Raw genomic sequence first — 18609 nt, 5'->3', positions numbered from 1 at the left:
TGTCGCCGCATCGGGGAGGGATTATGCGCGCCATGATCGGGGCTGCGTCGCTGGGGGCGATGGCGGCGCTGTCGATAGGATCCGCGGACGCGCAGGCGCCGAGCGGCGATGCGCCCCCCGCGATCCCCGCGCCGGTGAACGGCGCCGAACGCTATACCCCCGCCGATTTCGCACGCTTCGCGCCGCGCACCGCGCTCGACATGGTGGAGAAGATACCGGGCTTCCTGATCGTCACCGGCACTAACGGCGGCGCGCGCGGGCTGGGGCAGGCGACCGAAAATGTGCTGATAGGCGGCGAGCGGATCGCCAACAAGTCGACCGATGCGCGCACCGCGCTGGCGCGGATCACCGCCACGCAGGTCGCCTATATCGACATCGTCGACGGCGCGAGCCTGAACGTCCCCGGGCTGACGGGCCAGGTTGCCAATGTCGTGCTGGTGGCGGGCGCGGGCGCCGGCGGCGGGGTCAAGACGACTCTGCGCTGGCAGCCCGAATGGCGCCCGCGGATCGACGACAATTGGCTGAACGGCGAGATTTCGACCACGGGCAAATTGGGCGGCACGCAGGTCACGCTGAGCCTGAAGAACGAAGCCAACCGCAACGGCCATTGGGGCCCCGAGCGGCGCTTCGACGAGGATGGCGCGCTGCTCTTCAACCGCGACGAGATCGGCGCCTATGAAGGCGACCGGCCGCGGCTGTCGGCGGCGCTCGCGCGCACCACGGCCAACGGCAACAAATGGAATCTGAACCTCGGCGGACAGCTGCAGAAGCTGCGCGAGCGGGTGACCGGCACCTCGGTCCAACCCGTCTTTGGCCGGGTCACCGAGGAATTCCGCTTCACCGAGGACGAATATAATTTCGACATCGGCGGCGATTATGAGATGGGGCTGGGCAAGGGGCGGCTGAAGCTGATCTCGCTCTATCGTTTCGAGCACAGCCCCTTCGTCGATACGTTCGTCATCGACCGCGAGATCGGCGGGCGCCGCGGCGAGCGCTTCAGCCAGACCGCCGACGAGAGCGAAGCGATCCTGCGCGGCGAATATAGCTGGCGCACCGCGGGCGGCACCGACTGGCAGGTCGCGATGGAGGGCGCGTACAACATACTCGACGTCGATGCCGAATATGCGGTGCTGCAGGCGGACGGCAGCTTCCTGCCCGTCGCCTTCGGCGGCGAAAGGACCAAGGTCGAAGAGAAGCGCGGCGAGGCGTCGCTGACCTGGGGCCGCGCGCTGGCGCCGAACCTGACCGCGCAATTGAACCTCGCCGCCGAATATAGCGAGCTGACCTCGTCGGGTCCCGGCGGGCTGACGCGAAGCTTCATCCGCCCGAAGGGCAAGTTCGCGCTGGCGTGGAAGGTCGGGCCGAAAACAACGATCAACTGGTTCGTCCAGCGCCGCGTCGACCAACTCGACTTCTTCGACTTCGCGAGCTCGGTCGACGTTGCGAACGGGCAGGGCAATGGCGGCAATGGCCGGCTCGTCCCGCCGATCGTCAACCGCAGCGAGCTGGAATTCGTGCAGGACATGGGCAAATGGGGCAACGCATCCGTCGCCTTCGCCTATGGCTATGCGCAGGATCTGGTCGACCAGATCCCGCTGTCACCGACCGAGGAAGGACGCGGCAATTTGCCGCCCGCGCATCTCTATCGCATCACCACCAAGGGGACGCTGCTGCTCGACCCGCTGGGGTGGAAGGGGGCGCGGATCAACGTTGACGCGACCTGGCGCCGCAACCGCGTGCGTGACCCGCTGACCGACCAATGGCGCGACCAGAGCTTCGGGCAGGAATATATCGCCGACCTCAGCCTGCGCCACGATGTGCCGGGGAGCAATTTCGCCTGGGGCGGCGGCTATTTCGACGAGCGCTTTTCGCCGGGTCTGCGGCTCGACGCGATCGAGAAGGAATATACCGTTGGGCCCTTCGTCACCGCGTTCGTCGAGCACAAGAATGTGGCGGGCTTCACGGTGAAGCTGTCGTACCGCAACCTCGCGGGGATGAAGGACGGGTTCGACCGCACCGTGTTCGTCGACCGGCGCGACGGGCCGATCGAATTCAGCGAAAGCCGCCAGCGCAAATTCGGGCAATATTTCCAGCTGACGGTGACGGGGACGTTGTAGTCCTCCCCATTTGTGGGGAGGTGGCAGCCGCGTAGCGGCTGACGGAGGGGGCTATCGTGGTCCACCGACGTCGGCGCAAGGCCGCAAACCCCCTCCACCACCGCTTCGCGGCGGTCCCCCTCCCCGCGAGCGGGGAGGATTTGTTTTACCGCTCGTTCAGATAATAGCGATCGCGCGCCGTCAGGTCGTCGCCCAGCTCATAAACGATCGGCTGGCCGGTCGGGATTTCGAGGCCGGTGATGTCGGCATCCGAAATGCCCGACAGATGCTTGACCAGCGCGCGCAGGCTGTTGCCGTGCGCCGAGATGAGCACGGTCTTGCCCGCCGCGAGTTCGGGTTCGATTGCCGCCTGATAATAGGGCAGGACGCGCGCGATCGTGTCCTTGAGGCTTTCGGTCGACGGGATCGCGATGCCCGCATAGCGCGGATCGCTCGCGAGGTCGTAGGGCGAGCCAGCTTCGAGCGGCGGCGGCGGGATGTCGAAGCTGCGGCGCCAGATCTTGACCTGCTCGTCGCCATGTTTCGCCGCGGTCTCGGCTTTGTCGAGCCCGGTGAGCCCGCCATAGTGGCGCTCGTTGAGGCGCCAGTCCTTGGTCACCGGCAGCCACAAACGTCCCATCGCCTCGAGCGCCAAGTTGAGAGTCTTGATCGCGCGCGACTGGACCGAGGTGAAGGCGGTGTCTGGCGCAATGCCCTTTTCCTTCATCAGCTCGCCCGCGGCCCACGCCTCCGCCGCGCCCGTTTCGGTCACGTCAACATCCCACCAGCCGGTGAAGCGATTTTCGAGATTCCATTGCGACTGGCCGTGACGGATGAGGATGAGCTGCGGCATTTTCGGTCCTTCCGGAGAGGGTGATCGCGCGCGCCATAGCGCGGCTTTTGCGCAAAGGCCAACGCCCCTCTTGAAATGGTTTCAGCCGCCACCAGATTCGCCTCATCCGGCCGCCGCAACGGGGCCGGGTGGCGATCGCGGCGCGCTGCCGCGGTCCCTGACTTCGCTTTGGACAAAGGAAGAAAGACCATGCGTAACAGCTTCGACTGGACCCCCTATCGCCGTTCGACCGTCGGGTTCGACCGGTTGTTCGATTTCCTCGAGACCGGCGGCTCGGGCGCCGAAAATTACCCGCCCTTCGACATCGAGAAGGTCGCCGACGACCATTTCCGCATCACCGTCGCGGTGGCGGGTTTCAAGTCGCAGGAAATCGACATCACCGCGCAGCAGAACATGCTGACCGTCAGCGGCCGCAAGGCGCCCGCCCCCGAGGGCGAAGAGCGCCAGCTGCTGTATAGCGGCATCGCGACGCGCGCCTTCGAGCGCCGTTTCCAGCTTGCCGACTTCGTGCGGGTCGAAAAGGCCGACCTGTCCGACGGGCTGCTCGCCATCGACCTGGTGCGCGAAGTGCCCGAGGCGATGAAGCCGCACAAGATCGCGATCGGCGGCACGCAGCCGGTGATCGAGGACAAGAAGGCCGCGTAACGCGCCTTGTCCTGCGCCCTGCGGGGCTAAGAGCGGGGTCCGGAGTCCCTTCCGGACCCCGTTTTCGTTTCTAGATCGCGCGCGTCATGAAGCGGCTGAACGGGTCGGGTTTATAGTTGGCGAAGGGCGCGCAATCTTCGAAGCCATAGCGGCGGTAGAGCGCGAGCGCGGGTTCGAAGGCGGGGCTCGATCCGGTTTCGAGGCTGAGCCGCCCGGCACCGCGCCCGCGCGCTTCGGCGAGGATGTGGTCGAGCATGCGGGCGGCGACGCCCTGCCGCAGGAAGGCATCATGGGTACGCATCGACTTGATCTCGCCGTGCGCGGCGTCGAGCATCTTGAGCGCGCCGCAGCCCGCGAGGTCGTCGCCGCGATGGATCGACCAGAAGGTGACGTCGCCCGCGCGCAAGCCGTCGAAATCGAGGAAGTGGCAGCTGCCCGCCGGCGAATTGGCGAGCATGCCCGCGAAATGCTGTTCGAGCAGCGCGCGGATGGCGGCGCCCGACAGATCGTCCTCGACGATACGCCAAGCGCCGCCATCAGATCTCACAAGATGCCGTCCAGCGTCGAGAGGCAGGCGTGGGCGAGCAATTTCGAGCGTTCGGGCGACCAGCCCTGCACCGGGTCGGGCAGGTCGCGATTGTCCTTGAACGGCATTTCGAGCGTCATCGACACCGCGCCATAGCGTTCGGCGAGCTGGGTCGTCGACATCGTCAGGTTCGCCTTGCCCGGCGCCGATTCGACATAGCCAAGATCGACTTGGAAATCGGGGGTCGCCGCGGCGAGCGCGGCCTGAAACCGCTTATATTTCTCCGTCTGCTCGGGCTTGAGCGAGGGAATGCCCTCGAAGCCCGCGAAGAAGACCGCCGGAATCGCCTCATCGCCATGGACGTCTATGGCCCAGTCGACCCCGGTCTCGTCCATCGCGTTGCGCACGCAGAGCACCTCGGGGCTGCGCTCGGGGGTCGGCTCGTGCCATTCGCGGTTGAGGTTCACGCCCGCATAGTTGGTCCGCAAATGACCGCGACGCGAGCCGTCGGGGTTCATGTTGGGTACGATGTGGAAACGGCACTTCTGTAGGAGCGAACGCGCGTGGGGGTCGGCGGGGTCGGTGAGCTTTTCGAGCGCGCCTTCCATCCACCATTCGGCCATGCTTTCGCCCGGATGCTGGCGCGCATAGAGCCAGACCTGGGTTTCGCCGCTGCCCATTTCGAGGCAGTCGATCGGCTGGCCTTCGAGGCTGTGGCCGAGGCAGCGATAGGTGACGCCCTCACATTCGGCCACCGAGGCGACGAGGTCGTGGTGCCGCTCCATCGAGTAAGGCGCGAAATAGGCGACCCACAGGATCGGGCTTTCGGCGGTGTGGGTGACGATCAGCGAACCGCCATCGGCCGCCGCATCGTAGCGCGTGTCGAGGCGGAACCAATGGTCGCGGTCGGTGCTGGCGCAGACGGCATAGTCGGGCCAGCCGTCGGGATAGGCCGAGGACGCGAGGCCGGTGATCGCCAGTTCCAGCGCGTCGCCGACGGCGCAGCCGACGCGGAAGTGGAACCATTGGAAGAAGTCGGATTCGCGGTCCTTGCGGATCGAAAGCCGGGCGGTGGTGCCGGCGAGCGACTCCACGACGATATTGCCGCTGTCGAAAACGGCGTCGATGCTGATGGTCATGGGACGCTGATAGTGCGTCCCGATTCGCCGGGGAAGTCCTTGAATAGGGCTTCGGCCAATTTTGCCGCGGCGAGCGACGGCTGAGCCGCGGGCGCCTTCGCCGGGATCGCGGCGATCGCGCGGCCTTCCCAGAGCGCGTTGCCCGAGGCCGCGTCGTCGATGCGCACTGCGAGTTCGATATCGGTGATGCGGCGCGGACCGCCGCCGAGGTTGAAGCCGATGCCGAGCCCGACGCCCGAGCGCCAGCCGCCGGTCGAACCGCCGACCCCAACCGACACCGGCGAATTGCCGCCGCCGTTCACGCGTTCGCTGCGCGCGAAATCGATGCGCACGAGCAAGGGCGCGCGCTCGCCCGAGCCCGCGGCGACGAGCCCCTGGCGCTGCAACTGCTGGTCGACCGCGGCGCGGTAGCTGTTCCATTCGAGCGACGGCATGCCCGCGGCCGGACCCCCGGAACCCGACGCATCGAGCGGTGCGGTCGCGATCGCGTAGCGGGTGCCGGGCGCCCAGGCGGGGACGGCGTTGTGGAAACGCGTGACCTCGACCGGCGGGACCGCGGTGGCGCAACCGCCGAGCGCCAGCGCCGCTGCGGCGAGCAGGGCGACATTGTGATGAAGCTTCATGGCCGCATCATGCGCCAGCGATTATGGCTTGGCAATGAACGGGATGTGGCCCGGCGAGCGGGGGCGCATCCCGGCCAGCGTCAGCGATAGAAGATGTGATTGTCGATCTGTGCGATGCGCGTCTTGCGCCAGCCGGGCGAGACGTGGCGCGCGTGGAAGAAGAGCGCGCCGGGCGCCTGGTTCTTCCAGCTGCCGCTGCGCGCGATCTGCGCGATCGCGACCGCGTTCGACCACAAGGTCGAGGATTCGCGGATCGCAGGCATCTTGCCGCCGCGCACGAAGCTGAACTGGCTCGGCTGGTGGACTACGCCGCAGAGGCTGGTCGGGAAGCGGCCCGATTCGGCGCGGTTGATCACGACATGCGCGACCGCGAGCTGGCCCGAAAGCGATTCGCCGCGCGCTTCGAAATAGACCGCGCCGGCGAGGCAGCGGAGTTCGGGATCGAGCGTATCGGGAACCGGCGTCGCGGCGACGAGCGCGGCGAGCGATTCGGCGCTCACCGGCGCCTTGACGGGCTCGGTGGGCTGATCGTCGTCGATCTTGGGGGTTTCGACCGTCATATCGGTCGAAAGATCCGCCCGCTGGAGCAGCTCGGGCACTTGGCTCGACGAGGCTGCGAGGGGCAGGCTGGCCTCGGCGGCCAGATCATTGGCGAAACCGGGTTCCGCCATGACCAGCATGGTGGCGACGGTCATACCGACGGCGGCCACGCTGGCGACGTTCAAAATGCGACTCATAAAATCCGTCAAAAGGGCGGCTGACCGGCCAAAGAAAAACAGGCGGGGGACTTATTCTTGTACCCGCCTGCGGCTGTCATCCGACTGCGTGTCCGAACCGTTGGACCGGGTGTCTCGGCTCAGAGCCGATGCAACCCGCGGGACGACCTACGCGTTAATCTGAGGGCGCCACTTATTGTGCGGCGCAACAATGTCAAGCCAAAGCGCCCCACTCGGCGACGAGTCGTGGCGCATCTGCGATGTCCAGTTCGACGATCCACAGGTCGGGATCGGCCTTTTTGCGCCGGTCGCAATAGGCCGCGCGCGCCGCTTCGTCGCTGCCGGCGGCGGCGCCGACATCCTCCCAGACATAGCCGGCCGCCATCGCGAAGCGCCGTTCGAGCAGCGGGCCAAGGACGCCGCGCTCGCTGCACTGGATCAGGATCACTCCCGACTGGTCGTCGCCCGAGGCGAGCACGGTCGCGAAGCCGCCCGCGGCTTCGGTGCGGCGGCAGAGCAGGTCTATGAGGAAGCGGCTGGTGAGCCGCGTCACTGGAAAAAGCCGGCCTTAGGCCGCGTCACGCGTTTCGCCGTCGGCGAGCAGCGCATAGAGCGCCTCGTCGCTCTTGGCGCCGCGCAGGCGGTCGGCGATGCTCTCGTTGCGGAGCATGCGCGAAACGCCCGCGAGCGCCTTCAAATGGTCGGCGCCGGCGTCGAGCGGCGAGAGCAGGACGAAGAGCAAGTCGACGGGCAGCCCGTCGACCGCCTGAAAATCGATCGGCCGCGCGAGCTGGAGGAAAAGACCGCGCACCCCGGTAAGGTCGGCCATCTTGGCGTGCGGCAAGGCGATGCCGCGGCCGAAACCGGTCGAGCCCAAGCGCTCGCGCTCGAGCAAAGCCTCGCTGACCTCGCCCGAATCGAGCCCGAGCGAGCGCGCGGCGAGATCGCCGACGAACGGGAAAAGCGCCTTTTTCGAATCGAGCTGGACGTGCGCGCGCACGGTCGCGGGATAGAGAAGGGAAGAAAGGTTCATCGGTCTGGTCAAATCTCAATCAACCCGGCAAAGGCCGAGGTCGCCCCAATTGGCGTGCGATCCATATCGTCGTGACGGCCCCCGCCATCGCGGCCCCGGGTACCATGCTGGTATCGTTGGGCGCGGCCCTTAGGCCGGATGGCAGAGAAAATCCAGTCCTATTGCGGTTCGACCCAGCCGATCGTCCCGTCGGTCCGCCGATAGACCATATTATGCGCGCCGGTCTTGCTGTTGACGAAGAGCAGGGCGTTGGTGTTGCGCAGGTCGAGCATCATCACCGCGTCGGACACGCTGCTGTTCGGAATGTCGACGCGCGTTTCGGCGATGATCGCGGGGGCGTCGCCGGCATCCTCTTCCTCGTTGCCGCCGTCGAAGACGATGTAGCTCGCATTGTCCTGGATCTCGTCGACCGTCGGCGACGGCGCGCCGGGGCCGTTGTTGCGGTCCTTGAGGCGGCGCATATAGCGGCGCAGCTGCTTTTCGATGCGCTCCGCGGCGCCCTCGAAGGCTACATGCGCGTCCTGCGCCTGGCCGTGGCCCTTGAGCACCAGCCCCTGCATCACATGCGCGACGATGTCGCACTGGAAACTGTCGTGCGGCCCCTTGCCGAAGGTCGCGTGCGCGCCGATCGCGCGGGAGAAATATTTGTCGGCAATCGCGTTCATCCGATCCGAGACGTGCGACTGCAGCGCTTCGCCGGTTTCGATCTGGTGGCCAGAGACGCGGATTTCCATTTTTCTTCTCCTTCCAGGGTCTCGGTGGCGGCGGCCGGAGCCGCCGACACGGGCTATCGTGCCACAGCGGTTGGGTCAGCTTGGCAACGAACTCTGCATGACGCGCCAGTTCGGCGGGAGTTGCGGCATGCGGACGGGGTTCGCGGAACGCCTGCGGCGCCGCGGTAGGTGTGAACTTGGGCGCGGCGGTCGCGGCGCGGGTTTCGGCGGCGAGGCCGAGGCCGATCTGGCGGCCGCCGGTCATCTCGATGTAGAGATGCGCGAGCAGTTCGGCGTCGAGCAGCGCGCCATGCTTGACGCGGTGGCTGCGGTCGATGCCGTAGCGCGTGCATAGCGCGTCGAGGCTGTGCTTGGCGCCCGGATGGAGCTTGCGCGCCATCTGCACGGTGCAGAGCATCCGCCCCATGTCGAGCGCGGGGCGCCCGGCGCGCGCGAGCTCGGCGTTGACGAAGCCGAAGTCGAAGGCGGCGTTATGCGCAATCAGCGGCGCGTCGCCCAGAAATTCCATCAGTTCATCGACGCGCGTCGCGAATAGCGGCTTGTCCGAGAGGAAGGCGATCGACAGGCCGTGCACCGCTTCGGCAGCGGCGGGCATGTCGCGCTCGGGGTTGAAATAGGCGTGGAAGGTCTGGCCGGTTTCGCGGCGGTCGACCAGTTCGATGCACCCGATTTCGACCAGCCTGTCCCCGGTCTTGGGATCGAATCCCGTGGTTTCCGTATCGAATATAATCTCGCGCATCGAAACTTTAATCTGGACCCTATCGGGCGCGGAAACAAGAGGCGATGGCGCGAATCTGGCGATGCGTCGCGCTTTTGGGGCGCCCCGTTTCGATGATGAAATCGGCGCGCGCGCGCTTGACGCGGTCGGGAACCTGGAGGCGGCGGATCGCGCGCAGCTTGGCGAGCGTCATCCCCGGCCGGCGCATCACGCGCTTGCGCTGCATCCACGCCGGCGCCGACACCACGGCGATCGCGCCGACGCGGCGCCACCCGCCCTTTTCGAAGAGCAGGGGAATGTCGAGCACCACGACGTCGCGCGCGCGGTGCCGGGCGAGGAAGCGTTTCTGCGCGCGGCCGACCGCGGGATGGACAATGGCCTCCAACGCGGCGAGTTCGTGCGTGTTGCCAAGCACTTCGGCACCCAGCTTCTGCCGGTCGACCCCCTTCGGCCCGGTGGTCCCGGGAAAACGCGCCTCGATCGCGGCGACGAGCGCGCCGCCGGGGCCCTGCAGCCGGTGCACCTCGGCATCGGCGTCGAACACGGGGATGCCCTCGGCCTCGAACATCTTCGCCGCGGTCGATTTGCCCATGCCGATCGAGCCGGTGAGCCCGAGGAGAAAGGGGCGGCGGAGCCGCGAGGCGGGGCGCTTGAAATGGCTCATGCCGTCAGCAGATCGCGCAGTTCCTCGTCGCGTCCCTCGGGCGGCGGCTTGCCGAAAAAAAGCTCGAAGGCGAGCGCGGCCTGGCCGATCAGCATGTCGAGACCGTCGACGGTGTCGAGTCCGCGCGACTCGGCGGCGGCGAGCAGCCCGGTCTTCAGCGGCGCATAGACGAGGTCGTAGACGATCGCGTCGCCGGGCAAGGGCGACAAGTCGAGGTCGAGCGGCGGCTGGCCCTTCATGCCGAGGCTGCTGCTGTTCACCAGCAGCGCGGCGGGGGGCAGGGGGGCGTCAAGCGCCACGACCTCGCCCTTGAGCCCGAAGGTCGCGAGCAGGCCCATGGCTTTGAGCGGCGAGCGGTTGAGGATGGTGACCGGGCCGACCCCGGCGCGCGCAAGCGCGAACAGCACCGCGCGCGCCGCGCCGCCGGCGCCGACGACGACGACCGGCGCGCCCGCAAGGTCGAGCTCGGCGAGCGGGGCGTAGAAGCCCGCTGCATCGGTGTTGGTGCCGATCAGCGAGCCGTCCTTCTGGCGCACCACGGTGTTCATCGCGCCGATCGTGCCGCGCACGTCGCCGGGATCGTCGACGAACTCCATGACCGCGAGCTTGTGCGGGATGGTGACGTTGCAGCCGCGCCAGTCGGGGTCGGCGCGACGCTCGGCGATATAGGCAGCGAGGTCGTCGGGCTTCACATGCGCGCGGCGGTAATCGCCGGCGAGGCCGAGCGCCTGCAGCCAGAAATTGTGGATCAGCGGCGATTTCGATTGCGCGATCGGGTCTCCGATTACCTCTGCATAAGGGACGCTCATGACGCGGCGAGCCCGGTCTCGCGCAGCCAAGCGAGCAAAGGCAGCATCGGCATGCCGATGATGGTCCAAGGGTCGCCCTCGACCCGTTCGAAGAGTTGCACGCCCGCTCCCTCGATTTCGTAACAGCCGACGGTCCAGCGGATGCTGTCCCATTCGCGCGCGACATAGTCGGCGATGAAGGCGTCCGACAAGGGGCGCATCCAGAGCTTCGCCTCGCCGACCGCGCGCCAGACGGGGGCGCCGTCGCGCGCGGCGACCACGGCGCTGAACAGCCGGTGGCGCGACCCCGCCATGCGGCGGAGGTGGCTCGCGGCCTCGGCGGGATCGGCAGGTTTCGAGAGCATCGCGCCGTCGTCGAGCGCGAGCGTCGAATCGGCGCCGAGCACCGTGACGCCCGGAAGGCGCGACGAAATCTTGACCGCCTTGGCCTCGGCGAGCGCGTCGGCGATGTTGCGCGCGCTCTGGCCCTCGGCGTGGAGCGCGGCGGTGAGCCCTTCCTCGTCGACATGCGCGGCGCTGGTTTCGAAGACCAGCCCGGCGGCGCGGAGCATCGCGGCGCGGCCGCTGCTTTGCGAAGCGAGCAAGAGCGTCATGCCGCGCTACGGTCCTCGACCAGCTTGATCACCGCGGCGGCGGTCTCCTCGATCGAGCGGCGCGTCACGTCGATCACCGGCCAGCCATTGTCGGCGAACATCCGCCGCGCGAAAGCGAGCTCGGCCTTGACGCGTTCGTCGTCGACATAGGGGGTTTCGGGCGCCTGGTTGAGCGCGAGCAGCCGGTTGCGGCGCACCTGCACCAGCCGGTCGAGCCCGGTGGTCAGCCCAACGACGAGCGGTTTCCTGAGATTGTAGAGCGCGTTCGGCGGCGGCGATTCGGGGACGATGGGGATGTTCGCGGTCTTGAAGCCGCGGTTGGCGAGGTAGATGCTCGTCGGCGTCTTGGAGGTCCGCGACACGCCGGCGAGGACGATGTCAGCCTGTTCCCAATTTTCCCAGCCGATGCCGTCGTCGTGCGCGACGGTGAACTGGATCGCCTCGACGCGCGCAAAATAGGCGGCGTCGAGCTGGTGCTGACGGCCGGGGCGCGCCTTGGCTTCCTGGCCGAGCATCGTCGACAGCGCGTCGGTGACCGCGTCGAGCGCGGCGACGAGCGGCAGGTCGCGCGCGCGGGCGCGGCGTTCGAGGCTGACGCGCAGGTCGCCGTTGACGAGGGTGAAGAGGATCATGCCCGGGCTCGCCTCGACCTCGGCCATGATGCGGTCGAGATGCGATTCCGAACGCACCATCGGCCAGAAATGGCGCACGACTTCGACATCGTCGAACTGCGCGATCGCGGCCTTGGCGATATTTTCCAGCGTTTCGCCCGTGGAATCGGATATGAGGTGCAAGTGGAGCCGGCCCATGGTCGCACTTGGGGCAAAGGGGCGGAAAAAGGCAAGCAGAGACGCGTTTCGCGTGGCCTGTGGATAAGTTTCTGGACAAGCGCAGGGGCAAAATCGGGACGGTGGATTCATCCCCGGCCGCGTCGATTCCGCCCCATGGCTTGTCCACAGCGCGCGATGTTTATCCACAGGCTGTGAAGAACGGGGACAGCGGCATGCGACTCCGCGGCGAAGATGGCGCGACGATGAGTCAAGCTGTTGGCAAAGGCGGCGGCGCTGCCTAAAGCCGCCTTCTTCGCCCGCCAACAAACCACCACCATATTCTTATATATTATATTGGAAGAGAAAGAGGGACGACCGATGGCGTCACACAAAGCCTTGCTCGCGACGCTGCGCGGGGTGCGGCAGGAGCGTCCGCCGCTGTGGCTCATGCGCCAGGCGGGGCGTTACCTGCCCGAATATCGCGCGCTGCGGGAGACCAAGGGCGGCTTCCTCGAGCTCTGCTACGATCCCGAGGCCGCGGCCGAGGTGACGCTGCAGCCGATCCGGCGCTTCGGCTTCGACGGCTCGATCCTTTTCTCCGATATCCTCGTCGTGCCGCACGCCTTGGGGCAGAATCTGTGGTTCGAGGCAGGCGAGGGGCCGCGGCTCGCGCCGCCGCTGGTCGACAGCGCGCTCGCGGCGCTCGAGGCGGCGCACCAGCGGCTCGACCCCGTCTATGCGACCGTCGCGCGCGTCGCGGCGGCATTGCCCCCCGAGACGACCTTCCTCGGCTTTGCGGGCAGCCCGTGGACCGTCGCGACCTATATGGTCGCGGGGCAGGGATCGAAGGACCAGGCCGCGGCGCGGCGCATGGCGTTCGGCGATCCCGCGGGCTTCCAGGCGATCGTCGATGCGATTATCGACCTCAGCGTCACCTATCTGTCGGGCCAGATCGAACAGGGCGTCGAGGCGGTGCAATTGTTCGATAGCTGGGCCGGGAGCCTGAGCCCCACGCAATTCGAGCGCTGGGTGATCGCGCCCAATGCCGAGATCGTCCGCCGGCTGAAGGCGCTGCATCCCGATACGCCGGTGATCGGCTTTCCGAAGGGCGCGGGCGGCAAGCTGCCCGCCTATGCCAATGAGGTCGGCGCCGATGCGATCGGGCTCGACGAGACGGTCGATCCCGCTTGGGCCGATGCCGCCTTGCCGCCGCATCTGCCGGTACAGGGCAATCTCGACCCGCTCGCGCTCGTCGCGGGGGGCGAGGCGCTCGATGCCGCGATCGACCGCATCCTTGCGGCCTTCCCGTCGCGTCCCCATATCTTCAACCTCGGCCATGGCATCGTGCCCGACACCCCGATCGCGCATGTCGAGCATCTGATCAAACGCGTGCGGGGATAGGCATGGAACTGGCAGGTTTTTTGGGTTCGGCGACCCTGTGGGTCAAGGCGGCCCATGTGATCTTCGTGATTTTCCTGATGGCCGGCCTGTTCATGCTGCCACGCTTCTTCGTCTATCACCATCAATGCGCGGTCGGATCGGACGAGGATAAAAAATGGATCGATCGCGAAAGCCGATTGCTCCGCATCATTCTCGATCCGTCGCTGACCATCGTCTGGATCCTCGGCCTCATGCTCGCCTTCAACGGCGGATATTGGGGCGAGCCTTGGTTCCTGATCAAATTCCTGCTCGTGATCGGCCTGTCGGGCTATCATGGCTGGATGGCCGGCTATGCCAAGAAGCTCGCCAAGGGCCAGCGCCCGATGACCGAGAAACGGCTGCGCATGCTCAACGAGGTTCCGGGCGTCGCCGCGGCGCTGATCGTGATCCTCGCGGTCGTCCGCCCCTTCTGACCCCTCGGCTGGGCGCAGCCGCGATTGACTTGGCGCAAAGCCGGTTATAGGGGCCGATGAACCCCGTTTCCTGCGGGCGGCGCTCTCATGCGCCGAGCTATCAAAAACGGTCGTCCCACGGCCGGATAGGCACCAGCCGGTGCAACGAACTTAGTCCCCATATCTCCCTGACTTCATACCCGGAATCTATCCATGCATCTTAAAGAACTCAAAACCAAGTCGCCCGCGCAACTCGTCGAAATGGCCGAGGAGCTGGGCGTCGAGGGCGCGTCGACGCTGCGCAAGCAGGACCTGATGTTCTCGATCCTGAAGGAACTCGCCGAAGAGGGCGAAGAAATCATCGGGTCGGGCACGATCGAGGTTCTCCCGGATTCGTTCGGTTTCCTGCGCTCGCCCGATGCCAATTATCTCGCGGGGCCCGACGACATCTATGTCTCGCCGAACCAGGTCCGCAAACATGGCCTGCGCACCGGCGACACCGTCGAGGGTGAGATCCGCGCACCGCGCGACGGCGAGCGTTATTTTGCGCTGACCAAGCTGATCAGCGTCAATTTCGACGATCCCGATGTCGTCCGTCACCGCGTCAATTTCGACAATCTCACGCCGCTCTATCCGAACCAGAAGCTCTCGCTCGACACCGTCGATCCGACGGTCAAGGACAAGTCGGCGCGCGTCATCGACCTCGTCAGCCCGCAGGGCAAGGGCCAGCGCGCGCTGATCGTCGCGCCGCCGCGCACCGGCAAGACCGTGCTGCTGCAGAATATCGCCAAGGCGATCACCGACAATCATCCCGAGGTGTACCTCATCGTCCTGCTGGTCGACGAGCGCCCCGAGGAAGTCACCGACATGCAGCGCAGCGTGAAGGGCGAGGTCGTCTCCTCGACCTTCGACGAACCCGCGACGCGCCACGTCCAGGTCGCCGAAATGGTGATCGAAAAGGCTAAGCGCTTGGTCGAGCACAAGAAGGATGTCGTCATCCTGCTCGATTCGATCACGCGCCTCGGCCGCGCCTACAACACTGTGGTGCCGAGCTCGGGCAAGGTGCTGACCGGCGGTGTCGACGCCAATGCGCTGCAGCGTCCGAAGCGGTTCTTCGGCGCCGCGCGCAACATCGAGGAAGGCGGCTCGCTGTCGATCATCGCCACCGCGCTGATCGATACCGGCAGCCGTATGGACGAGGTGATCTTCGAAGAATTCAAGGGCACGGGTAACTCCGAAATCGTGCTCGACCGCAAGGTCGCCGACAAGCGCATCTTCCCGTCGCTCGACGTCGGCAAGTCGGGCACGCGCAAGGAAGAATTGCTCGTCGAGAAGGACAAGCTGTCGAAAATGTGGGTGCTGCGCCGCATCCTCATGCAGATGGGCACCATCGACGCGATGGAATTCCTGCTCGACAAGATCAAGGATTCGAAGACCAACGAGGATTTCTTCGACAGCATGAACCAGTAGGCAGCCGCGATGTCGGCCCCGACGCCGGGATCGCGATCGCGTTACGCCACATACGCCACAAAGGAAAAGCCGGCCCTGCAGGGGCTGGCTTTTTTCTTACCGGCTTCCCATCTGGGCAGGCATGCCCGCTCTTCATATGACCCGCGTCGCCGTCGGCTGCTCCGATTATAGCGTGCTCGAAGCGCGCATCGCGTCGCGCGCGGAGCAGGGCGAGGTCCGTTTCACGACGCGTTTCAAGCCCAAGCGTGCCGACGAGCTGATCGGCGGCAAGCTGCATTTTATCGTCAAACACGCCCTCGTCGCGCGCGTCGAGATATTGCGCTTCGACGACCGCGCCGACGGGCGGATCGACATCGTTTGCGCCGCTGCGCTCGAGCGCATCCATCCGCAGCCCAAGCGCGCGCACCAGGGCTGGCGCTACCTCGCCGATGCCGATGCGCCGAAGGGCGTCGACGATGCCAGCGGGATCGGCGCGCTGCCGCCCGAGCTTTATCGCGAGCTGGCCGAGCTGATGCTGATCTAGCTTGCCTGCGCGGCGAGCATCTCGGCCATTTTCTCCCAGACCTTGTTGATCGCTTTCAGCGGGCGGACCATCACCTTGAAATCGGCGATCTTTCCGTCGTCGTTCCAGCGGATGATGTCGACGCCGTTGATCTGGATGCCGTCGAGCTCGCTCTGGAACTCGAGCATCGCCTGGTCGCCGTCGACGATCTCGCGCAGATAGCGGAAATTCTCGCCGCCGAGCACATGGCTGGCGGCGTGGAGATAGGCGAAGACCTTGTCGCGGCCCGCCTGCGGGGTGTGGACGACGGGCGAGTGGAAGACCGCATCCTTGGCGAGCAGCTCGCGCAGCGCCTGCGGGTCGCTGCCGTCCGCCATATACGCGTGCCAGGCGGCGAGGCCGGGATGCGCGGCGCTCATGCGAGATGCTCGGCGAAGAAGGCGCGGGTGCGGCCGTCGGCGAGCTGCGCGCCCTCCTCGTTGCGGCGATTGCCCATCGTCGCGGCGAAGCCATGGTCGAGGCCGGCATAGTCGTGGAGCGTGACCTTCGGATGCGGATCGAGTCCGGCGTGGATGCGCTTCTGCGCATCATGGTCGACGAGATGATCCTCGGTCGGGATATGGAGCATCAGCGGGTGCGCGATCGCGTGGCTTTCGTCCAGCATCTGGTCGATCATGACGCCATAATAGCCGACCGAGGCGTTCACGTCGGTGCGCGCCGCGGCCATATAGGCAAGCCGCCCACCGAGGCAGAAGCCGACGCAGCCGACTTTCGCGGCGCCCTGGCCGTGGAGCCATTTGATCGCCGCTTCGATATCCTTGACCCCATCGTCGGCGTCATACTGGCCGAAATAGCCGAAGGCCTCCTGCAGTTCGGCCTCGACATCGGGGTTGAGCTCGACCCCCGGGGCAAAGCGCCAGAAGATGTCGGGCGCGATTGCGAGATAGCCTTCGGCCGCCCAATCGTCGCATTTCTGGCGGATGCCCGCGTTCACGCCGAAGATTTCGGGGATGACGATGATCGCGCGCGAGCTGTCGGCGTCGGGGCGCGCGACATAGGCGGGAATTTCCGCCGCGCCGTCGAGCGCGGGGATGGTCGTGTTGGTCGCGGACATGCGGGGTCTCTCCTGACTCTTGCTTCTTGGCGGTGAAAGCGCGAAGCTAGCGGGCGCAGCGGCGCGGCTCAAGCGCGCGCTGAGGCTTTTTGCGGGGCGGAGACCGACGATGAAATTCAATATCGAGATCGATTGCACCCCCGAGGAAGCGCGACGGCTGGTCGGCCTGCCCGACCTCGAGCCGCTGCACGAAATTTACCTCAGCCGCGTCAAGGAGCTGATGGCGAAGGGGATCACCCCCGACATGGTCCAGACGATGGTCAAGAGCTGGGTGCCGATGGGCGAAAGCGGGCTGGGGCTGATCCAGTCGCTGATGAGCCAGTTCGGCGGCGGGCTGATGGGCGGTGCGGGCAAGGCGGCCGACGCCGACGACAAGTCCGCGAAGGGACGCAAGAGCTGAACCAAGGCGAAGGCCGCGATACGATCTTCGCGCTGTCGAGCGGGATGCCGCCGGCGGCGATCGGCGTCGTGCGCGTGAGCGGGCCGCGCGCGGGTGCGGCGCTCGAGGCGTTGGCGGGTCGGCTACCCGCACCGCGGCGGGCGTCGTTGGCCGAGCTCAAGGATGCTAATGGCGCACCGCTCGATCGCGCGCTGCTGCTATGGTTTCCGGGGCCGGCGACCGCGACCGGCGAGGATCTGGCCGAACTGCATCTGCACGGCGGACGTGCCGTCGTGGCGGCGGTCGAGGCGGCGCTGGATGCGATGCCCGGATTGCGGCGCGCCGAGGCGGGCGAGTTTACGCGGCGCGCGTTCGACAATGGCCGAATCGACCTGGCCGAGGCGGAAGGGCTCGCCGACCTGCTCGCGGCGGAGACCGAGAGCCAGCGCAGGCAGGCGATGGCCATGGCGAGCGGGCATGTGTCGCGCGCGGTCGAGGCTTGGCAGGACCGGCTGCTCGCGTTGATGGCGGGGGCCGAGGCCGAGCTCAATTTTGCCGATGAGGATGATGTCGAGGTTGGCGAAACTGTCGCGCAGCGCCTGCGCGAGGGGATGGCAGCTTTGGCCGCGAACATGGGTGAATGGTTGGCGCGACCGGCGGCGGAGGTGATCGCCGAGGGGCTGTCCGTGGTCATCGCCGGGCCACCCAATGCCGGTAAATCTACTCTTATCAATGCTATAGCTAAACGCGAGCTGGCGATCGTGTCGTCGGTCGCTGGGACGACGCGCGATGTGATCGAGACGGCGCTGGCGCTCGACGGGATCGCGATGCGCTTTTCGGACACCGCAGGGCTGCGCGCAGAAAGTGGCGACGCGATCGAGATGATCGGGATCGACCGCGCGAAAGCGGCGGTCGAGGTGGCGGATATATTGTTGTGGCTAGGCCCGCCGAAGGAGGTGCCCGAGCACAGGCGCGCGATTCTGGTCGCGGCGCAGACCGATCGCTGGAAGGGCGATGCCGCCGCGGAGGCCGAGGCGGCGCGCTGCGACCTGACCCTGTCGGCGGCGACGGGCGAGGGGATGGACAAGCTCCACCGCATGATCGTCGAGATGGCGCGCACGCTGTTGCCACGCGAGGGCGAGGCGGCGCTACGCCGGCGGCAGCGCAAGGCGCTGGCCGAAGCGAAGGCGTGGCTGGAAGTCGAGCCGGGTTCGCGTGAGGCGGGCGACCTGATCCTGCTCGCCGAACGGCTTCGGCTTGCTGGAGGGGCGCTTGATCGGATCACCGGGCGTGCCGGGGTTGAGGAAATGCTCGACACCTTGTTCGGACGCTTCTGCATCGGGAAATGATGTTCCACGTGGGACAGGCGATCGGTCGCGTCGCGGTGGATTTG

Annotated in this window: 22 protein-coding genes and 1 pseudogene; 8 read left to right on the top strand and 15 right to left on the bottom strand. The window is 66.6% G+C overall.

Translation table 11 applies throughout. The features are described 5' to 3' along the window. The first annotated feature begins 23 nt into the window (after nt 1–23). Nucleotides 24–2117 (top strand): Plug domain-containing protein, encoded by a 2094-nt coding sequence (locus BWQ93_RS16025; RefSeq protein ID WP_077031386.1) that lies wholly within the window; start codon nt 24–26, stop codon nt 2115–2117. A gap of 145 nt (nt 2118–2262) precedes the next feature. Here BWQ93_RS16025 and gpmA read toward each other — a convergent pair whose 3' ends face one another. Continuing rightward, nucleotides 2263–2949 carry a 2,3-diphosphoglycerate-dependent phosphoglycerate mutase gene (gene gpmA, locus BWQ93_RS16020; protein ID WP_077031385.1) on the bottom strand — a complete coding sequence of 229 codons (687 nt, stop codon included), beginning with the start codon at nt 2947–2949 and terminating at the stop codon, nt 2263–2265. A gap of 189 nt (nt 2950–3138) precedes the next feature. Between gpmA and BWQ93_RS16015 the strand changes: the two genes are divergently transcribed. Continuing rightward, entirely contained in the window at nt 3139–3594 is a 456-nt protein-coding gene (locus BWQ93_RS16015; RefSeq protein ID WP_077031384.1) for an Hsp20 family protein, read from the top strand. Between the two features lie 70 nt (nt 3595–3664). Here the strand turns inward: BWQ93_RS16015 and BWQ93_RS16010 are convergent, their stop codons facing one another. The 12 genes and pseudogenes from BWQ93_RS16010 to BWQ93_RS15955 form a co-directional block, all read right to left on the bottom strand. Beyond that, a complete protein-coding gene (locus BWQ93_RS16010) occupies nt 3665–4141 on the bottom strand; it encodes a GNAT family N-acetyltransferase (protein ID WP_077031383.1) in 477 nt (158 codons plus the stop codon). After that, the gene (locus tag BWQ93_RS16005; RefSeq protein ID WP_077031382.1) at nt 4138–5259 is read right to left on the bottom strand and encodes a M14 family metallopeptidase; all 1122 of its coding nucleotides are present in this window, start codon (nt 5257–5259) and stop codon (nt 4138–4140) included. Before BWQ93_RS16005 ends, BWQ93_RS16010 begins: the two co-directional genes overlap by 4 nt. Beyond that, nucleotides 5256–5882 carry a DUF4136 domain-containing protein gene (locus BWQ93_RS16000; protein ID WP_077031381.1) on the bottom strand — a complete coding sequence of 209 codons (627 nt, stop codon included), beginning with the start codon at nt 5880–5882 and terminating at the stop codon, nt 5256–5258. Before BWQ93_RS16000 ends, BWQ93_RS16005 begins: the two co-directional genes overlap by 4 nt. An 80-nt stretch (nt 5883–5962) precedes the next feature. Further along, on the bottom strand, nt 5963–6619 hold the full coding sequence (locus BWQ93_RS15995) for a cell wall hydrolase (protein WP_077031380.1): 657 nt from the start codon (nt 6617–6619) through the stop codon (nt 5963–5965). Nucleotides 6620–6812: 193 nt separating this feature from the next. Next, a complete protein-coding gene (locus tag BWQ93_RS15990; protein ID WP_077031379.1) occupies nt 6813–7151 on the bottom strand; it encodes a DUF1491 family protein in 339 nt (112 codons plus the stop codon). 15 nt (nt 7152–7166) lie between these two features. Next, nucleotides 7167–7631, bottom strand: coding sequence for a PTS sugar transporter subunit IIA (locus tag BWQ93_RS15985; RefSeq protein ID WP_077031378.1), 465 nt, complete (start codon nt 7629–7631; stop codon nt 7167–7169). 158 nt (nt 7632–7789) lie between these two features. Further along, nucleotides 7790–8365, bottom strand: coding sequence for a ribosome hibernation-promoting factor, HPF/YfiA family (hpf, locus tag BWQ93_RS15980; RefSeq protein ID WP_077031377.1), 576 nt, complete (start codon nt 8363–8365; stop codon nt 7790–7792). Nucleotides 8366–8426: 61 nt separating this feature from the next. Further along, a pseudogene (gene dnaQ / locus BWQ93_RS15975) lies at nt 8427–9104 on the bottom strand (DNA polymerase III subunit epsilon); the annotation flags it as partial. A 19-nt stretch (nt 9105–9123) separates the two neighbouring features. After that, entirely contained in the window at nt 9124–9747 is a 624-nt protein-coding gene (gene coaE, locus BWQ93_RS15970) for a dephospho-CoA kinase (RefSeq protein WP_077031376.1), read from the bottom strand. After that, nucleotides 9744–10556, bottom strand: coding sequence for a shikimate dehydrogenase (gene aroE / locus BWQ93_RS15965; protein WP_077031375.1), 813 nt, complete (start codon nt 10554–10556; stop codon nt 9744–9746). The genes coaE and aroE overlap by 4 nt, the downstream gene beginning before the upstream one ends. Beyond that, entirely contained in the window at nt 10553–11149 is a 597-nt protein-coding gene (locus BWQ93_RS15960; protein WP_077031374.1) for a Maf family protein, read from the bottom strand. The genes aroE and BWQ93_RS15960 overlap by 4 nt, the downstream gene beginning before the upstream one ends. Further along, a complete protein-coding gene (locus BWQ93_RS15955) occupies nt 11146–11958 on the bottom strand; it encodes a pyruvate, water dikinase regulatory protein (RefSeq protein ID WP_077031373.1) in 813 nt (270 codons plus the stop codon). Before BWQ93_RS15955 ends, BWQ93_RS15960 begins: the two co-directional genes overlap by 4 nt. Before the next feature lie 339 nt (nt 11959–12297). Between BWQ93_RS15955 and hemE the strand changes: the two genes are divergently transcribed. The 4 genes from hemE to BWQ93_RS15935 all read left to right on the top strand — a co-directional run bounded on the left by hemE (nt 12298) and on the right by BWQ93_RS15935 (nt 15744). Then, nucleotides 12298–13320 carry a uroporphyrinogen decarboxylase gene (gene hemE / locus BWQ93_RS15950; RefSeq protein ID WP_077031372.1) on the top strand — a complete coding sequence of 341 codons (1023 nt, stop codon included), beginning with the start codon at nt 12298–12300 and terminating at the stop codon, nt 13318–13320. Between the two features lie 2 nt (nt 13321–13322). Next, nucleotides 13323–13772 (top strand): CopD family protein, encoded by a 450-nt coding sequence (locus BWQ93_RS15945; protein ID WP_077031371.1) that lies wholly within the window; start codon nt 13323–13325, stop codon nt 13770–13772. 192 nt (nt 13773–13964) lie between these two features. Next, nucleotides 13965–15221 (top strand): transcription termination factor Rho, encoded by a 1257-nt coding sequence (gene rho / locus BWQ93_RS15940; RefSeq protein ID WP_077031370.1) that lies wholly within the window; start codon nt 13965–13967, stop codon nt 15219–15221. Nucleotides 15222–15342: 121 nt separating this feature from the next. Then, nucleotides 15343–15744: a DUF1489 family protein gene (locus tag BWQ93_RS15935; protein WP_077031369.1), complete on the top strand. Its 402-nt coding sequence runs from the start codon at nt 15343–15345 to the stop codon at nt 15742–15744. Here the strand turns inward: BWQ93_RS15935 and BWQ93_RS15930 are convergent. Together BWQ93_RS15930 and BWQ93_RS15925 are read right to left on the bottom strand one after the other, a co-directional pair. After that, nucleotides 15741–16142, bottom strand: a complete 402-nt coding sequence (locus BWQ93_RS15930; protein WP_077031368.1) for a nuclear transport factor 2 family protein — start codon at nt 16140–16142, stop codon at nt 15741–15743. The genes BWQ93_RS15935 and BWQ93_RS15930 overlap by 4 nt on opposite strands. Continuing rightward, the gene (locus tag BWQ93_RS15925; protein ID WP_077031367.1) at nt 16139–16837 is read right to left on the bottom strand and encodes a dienelactone hydrolase family protein; all 699 of its coding nucleotides are present in this window, start codon (nt 16835–16837) and stop codon (nt 16139–16141) included. The genes BWQ93_RS15930 and BWQ93_RS15925 overlap by 4 nt, the downstream gene beginning before the upstream one ends. A 109-nt stretch (nt 16838–16946) precedes the next feature. On the opposite strand from BWQ93_RS15925, the gene BWQ93_RS15920 reads away from it, so the two are divergent. Continuing rightward, nucleotides 16947–17237 carry a DUF6489 family protein gene (locus BWQ93_RS15920; RefSeq protein WP_077032463.1) on the top strand — a complete coding sequence of 97 codons (291 nt, stop codon included), beginning with the start codon at nt 16947–16949 and terminating at the stop codon, nt 17235–17237. 23 nt (nt 17238–17260) lie between these two features. Next, nucleotides 17261–18565 (top strand): tRNA uridine-5-carboxymethylaminomethyl(34) synthesis GTPase MnmE, encoded by a 1305-nt coding sequence (gene mnmE / locus BWQ93_RS15915; RefSeq protein ID WP_257787769.1) that lies wholly within the window; start codon nt 17261–17263, stop codon nt 18563–18565. Nucleotides 18566–18609: the final 44 nt, after the last annotated feature.

It is taken from the genome of Sphingopyxis sp. QXT-31 (genome assembly GCF_001984035.1).
In the GTDB taxonomy this organism is placed as follows: Bacteria; Pseudomonadota; Alphaproteobacteria; order Sphingomonadales; family Sphingomonadaceae; genus Sphingopyxis.
Note: the sequence above shows the minus strand (reverse complement) of the source record. Positions and strands in the feature narration are given on the sequence as shown.

Coding starts and splice junctions, on each gene's coding strand:
- BWQ93_RS16000 (WP_077031381.1), bottom strand. CDS start 5,882: ATGAAGCTTCATCACAATGTCGCCCTGCTCGCCGCAGCGGCGCTGGCG.
- hemE (WP_077031372.1), top strand. CDS start 12,298: ATGGCGTCACACAAAGCCTTGCTCGCGACGCTGCGCGGGGTGCGGCAG.
- BWQ93_RS16015 (WP_077031384.1), top strand. CDS start 3,139: ATGCGTAACAGCTTCGACTGGACCCCCTATCGCCGTTCGACCGTCGGG.
- BWQ93_RS15920 (WP_077032463.1), top strand. CDS start 16,947: ATGAAATTCAATATCGAGATCGATTGCACCCCCGAGGAAGCGCGACGG.
- BWQ93_RS15935 (WP_077031369.1), top strand. CDS start 15,343: ATGCCCGCTCTTCATATGACCCGCGTCGCCGTCGGCTGCTCCGATTAT.
- BWQ93_RS15995 (WP_077031380.1), bottom strand. CDS start 6,619: ATGAGTCGCATTTTGAACGTCGCCAGCGTGGCCGCCGTCGGTATGACC.
- hpf (WP_077031377.1), bottom strand. CDS start 8,365: ATGGAAATCCGCGTCTCTGGCCACCAGATCGAAACCGGCGAAGCGCTG.
- aroE (WP_077031375.1), bottom strand. CDS start 10,556: ATGAGCGTCCCTTATGCAGAGGTAATCGGAGACCCGATCGCGCAATCG.
- BWQ93_RS15960 (WP_077031374.1), bottom strand. CDS start 11,149: ATGACGCTCTTGCTCGCTTCGCAAAGCAGCGGCCGCGCCGCGATGCTC.
- BWQ93_RS15930 (WP_077031368.1), bottom strand. CDS start 16,142: ATGAGCGCCGCGCATCCCGGCCTCGCCGCCTGGCACGCGTATATGGCG.
- BWQ93_RS16005 (WP_077031382.1), bottom strand. CDS start 5,259: ATGACCATCAGCATCGACGCCGTTTTCGACAGCGGCAATATCGTCGTG.
- BWQ93_RS15945 (WP_077031371.1), top strand. CDS start 13,323: ATGGAACTGGCAGGTTTTTTGGGTTCGGCGACCCTGTGGGTCAAGGCG.
- BWQ93_RS15955 (WP_077031373.1), bottom strand. CDS start 11,958: ATGGGCCGGCTCCACTTGCACCTCATATCCGATTCCACGGGCGAAACG.
- coaE (WP_077031376.1), bottom strand. CDS start 9,747: ATGAGCCATTTCAAGCGCCCCGCCTCGCGGCTCCGCCGCCCCTTTCTC.
- BWQ93_RS15985 (WP_077031378.1), bottom strand. CDS start 7,631: ATGAACCTTTCTTCCCTTCTCTATCCCGCGACCGTGCGCGCGCACGTC.
- rho (WP_077031370.1), top strand. CDS start 13,965: ATGCATCTTAAAGAACTCAAAACCAAGTCGCCCGCGCAACTCGTCGAA.
- BWQ93_RS15925 (WP_077031367.1), bottom strand. CDS start 16,837: ATGTCCGCGACCAACACGACCATCCCCGCGCTCGACGGCGCGGCGGAA.
- gpmA (WP_077031385.1), bottom strand. CDS start 2,949: ATGCCGCAGCTCATCCTCATCCGTCACGGCCAGTCGCAATGGAATCTC.
- BWQ93_RS16025 (WP_077031386.1), top strand. CDS start 24: ATGCGCGCCATGATCGGGGCTGCGTCGCTGGGGGCGATGGCGGCGCTG.